General features: G+C 73.8%; 3 protein-coding genes and 1 tRNA gene. 2 read left to right on the top strand and 2 right to left on the bottom strand.

Annotation, left to right across the window (positions count from 1 at the left end; genetic code table 11):
- Positions 1-108: 108 nt before the first annotated feature.
- Positions 109-645, top strand: a complete 537-nt coding sequence (locus tag BJF81_RS12850; RefSeq protein ID WP_075958687.1) for an NUDIX hydrolase — start codon at positions 109-111, stop codon at positions 643-645.
- Between the two features lie 81 nt (positions 646-726).
- A complete protein-coding gene (locus tag BJF81_RS12845) occupies positions 727-1,233 on the top strand; it encodes a flavodoxin family protein (protein WP_075958686.1) in 507 nt (168 codons plus the stop codon).
- Between the two features lie 193 nt (positions 1,234-1,426).
- On the opposite strand, the gene BJF81_RS12840 is transcribed toward BJF81_RS12845, so the two are convergent.
- Positions 1,427-1,500 (bottom strand) — tRNA-Val (locus BJF81_RS12840).
- Between the two features lie 217 nt (positions 1,501-1,717).
- A partial coding sequence (locus BJF81_RS18110; RefSeq protein ID WP_158068691.1) for a hypothetical protein occupies positions 1,718-2,045 on the bottom strand: 328 nt, incomplete at its 5' end.

Below are 2,045 nucleotides of genomic sequence, written 5' to 3'. Positions count from 1 at the left end.
GGACAGTTCCAGCGTCGCTCCCGCGGCCTCATCGGGCTTCAGCCCCCCTGCGGGCTGGCCTCACACCCGCAGACGCCCCCAGATCAGCGATTCCCTAGGGTTCGGGGCATGGGCCACGTCGAGGACCGGGAGCCGCCGGACGGGATCAGCAAGCACTTCACCGTCGCGGTGTTCGTGGTGCACGCGGGGCAGGTGCTGCTGCACCCCCACCGCAAGGTGGGTCTGTGGCTGCCGCCCGGCGGCCACATCGAGCCGCACGAGCTGCCCGACGACGCCGCCCTGCGTGAGACCCGGGAGGAGACGGGGCTGAGGGTGCGCGTCGTGGGCTCGCCGGGGATCGACCACGACGCACCGGGGTCGCCCCGCCAGCTGGTGCGCCCCGAGGGGATCCAGGTCGAGGACATCTCCCCGGGCCACCAGCACATCGACCTCATCTACTTCGCGGAGGTGATCGGTGCTCAGGGCTCGCCCGCGCCGGACCCGTGCGGCGATGAGCCCGGCATGGAGTGGGTCGACGAGGCGGGGCTGCTCGACCGGCCCGTCACCGAGGAGGTGCGGGCGTGGGCGCGGCTGGCGCTGCAGGTCGTCCCCGCGAGGACGGCCCACACGCCGGGCGGACCGGGGCGGGCTGCCGGCCCAGGGTGATGCGCCAGACAGGACGGGCCCCTTGCGGGCCGGTCCGCGCGGGTGTCTGCTGGGAGCAGGAGCGACCTGAGGAGGGCCACCATGGCGACGCTCGTCGTCTACGAGTCGGCGTTCGGCAACACCCGGACCGTGGCCGAGGCGGTGGCCGCGGGGCTGGGGGACGGGACCGAGGTGTTGGACGTGGCCTCGGCACCTCCGCTGGCGGACGTCGTCGCCGACCTGCTGGTCGTGGGCGGGCCGACCCACGCCTTCGGGATGAGCCGTCCGCAGACCAGGGAGGACGCGGCGAGCCGTGGCGGGACGCCGCCGGCGACCGGGATCCGGGAGTGGCTGGAGGCCTCCGGGCCGGTGGCGTTGCGGGTGGCCACGTTCGACACGCACACGCGCAGGCCCAACCTCCCCGGTACGGCGGCGAAGGCGGCCGCGAAGAAACTGCGTGCGCTCGGCTGCACCGTCGTGGCCGACCCGGAGAAGTTCTGGGTGCACGGCGACCAGGGCCCGCTGCTCGACGGCGAGGTGGAGCGGGCGCGTGCGTGGGGCGCGGGCCTGGCGCAGGCGGCGACGGCGCGACCGCAGCATCGCCGGTGACCTGGTCGGCGTCGCCCGGGCGACCTGCAGCGGGATAGCGCTCCTGCAGCGGGGAGGAACCCGCTGTCGGAGCCGGAAGCCGCTGCCGGTCCGGCTGACTGCTCCGTGGAGCACCCGGTCGCCGCATCCAGGAGGCGGGACATCAAAAAAGCGGCCCGGGCAGCGGAAGCGCCGTCCGGACCGCGATCGTCGGTGGACGTGAAGGGACTCGAACCCCTGACCTCTCGCGTGTGAAGCGAGCGCTCTAACCAGCTGAGCTACACGTCCAGGCACCCCATGGGCGCGGGGACCTACTGTAGCGGCCCGCGGACGCCGGACGAAATCCGTGGAGCAGCGGTTCGACGAGGGCCAAGCCGGCCCCGAGGGGCACTTCCAGGGGTGGTCAAGCTGCTACGACATCGGTGGCAGTCCCGTTGATCCGGGGGACGACCTCTGTCGCGCTCGCGACCGCCCACCTCGACCCGTGCGACCTCACGCTGCTCGCTCAGAACGGTGGTGGGTCGTCGGCTCGGGTTCGCATGGCCCAGACGCCGGCCTCACCTCGGGTGGAGGGCCGTGAAGTCCGGGGGCCCTGGGTGGAGTTGTCGATGCCGAGCAGCTGTTCGGGGGTGGGGCCCTTGGGGTCGGCGTGGCGGCCTTCGCGGGCCAGGGCCAGCCGGGGGTCGATGCTTGCCCAGCCGGCCAGGCGCAGGTCGTAGGCCTCGGCGTCGACGATGTCGTCGGTGGCCCGGGCCGGGGCACCGGAGTGGCGGTGGACGATCGCGGCGTAGAGCAGCTGGTTGGCCAGGTCGGCCCGGTCGCCGCGCTGGTCG

Source organism: Ornithinimicrobium sp. CNJ-824, assembly GCF_001942405.1.
Taxonomy (GTDB): Bacteria; Actinomycetota; Actinomycetes; order Actinomycetales; family Dermatophilaceae; genus Ornithinicoccus; species Ornithinicoccus kibberensis.
This window is presented reverse-complemented; position numbering and strand designations above follow the sequence as displayed.

Excerpts from the sequence above, each read along its gene's own strand:
- BJF81_RS12850 (WP_075958687.1), top strand. The coding sequence starts at position 109 with ATGGGCCACGTCGAGGACCGGGAGCCGCCGGACGGGATCAGCAAGCAC.
- BJF81_RS12845 (WP_075958686.1), top strand. The coding sequence starts at position 727 with ATGGCGACGCTCGTCGTCTACGAGTCGGCGTTCGGCAACACCCGGACC.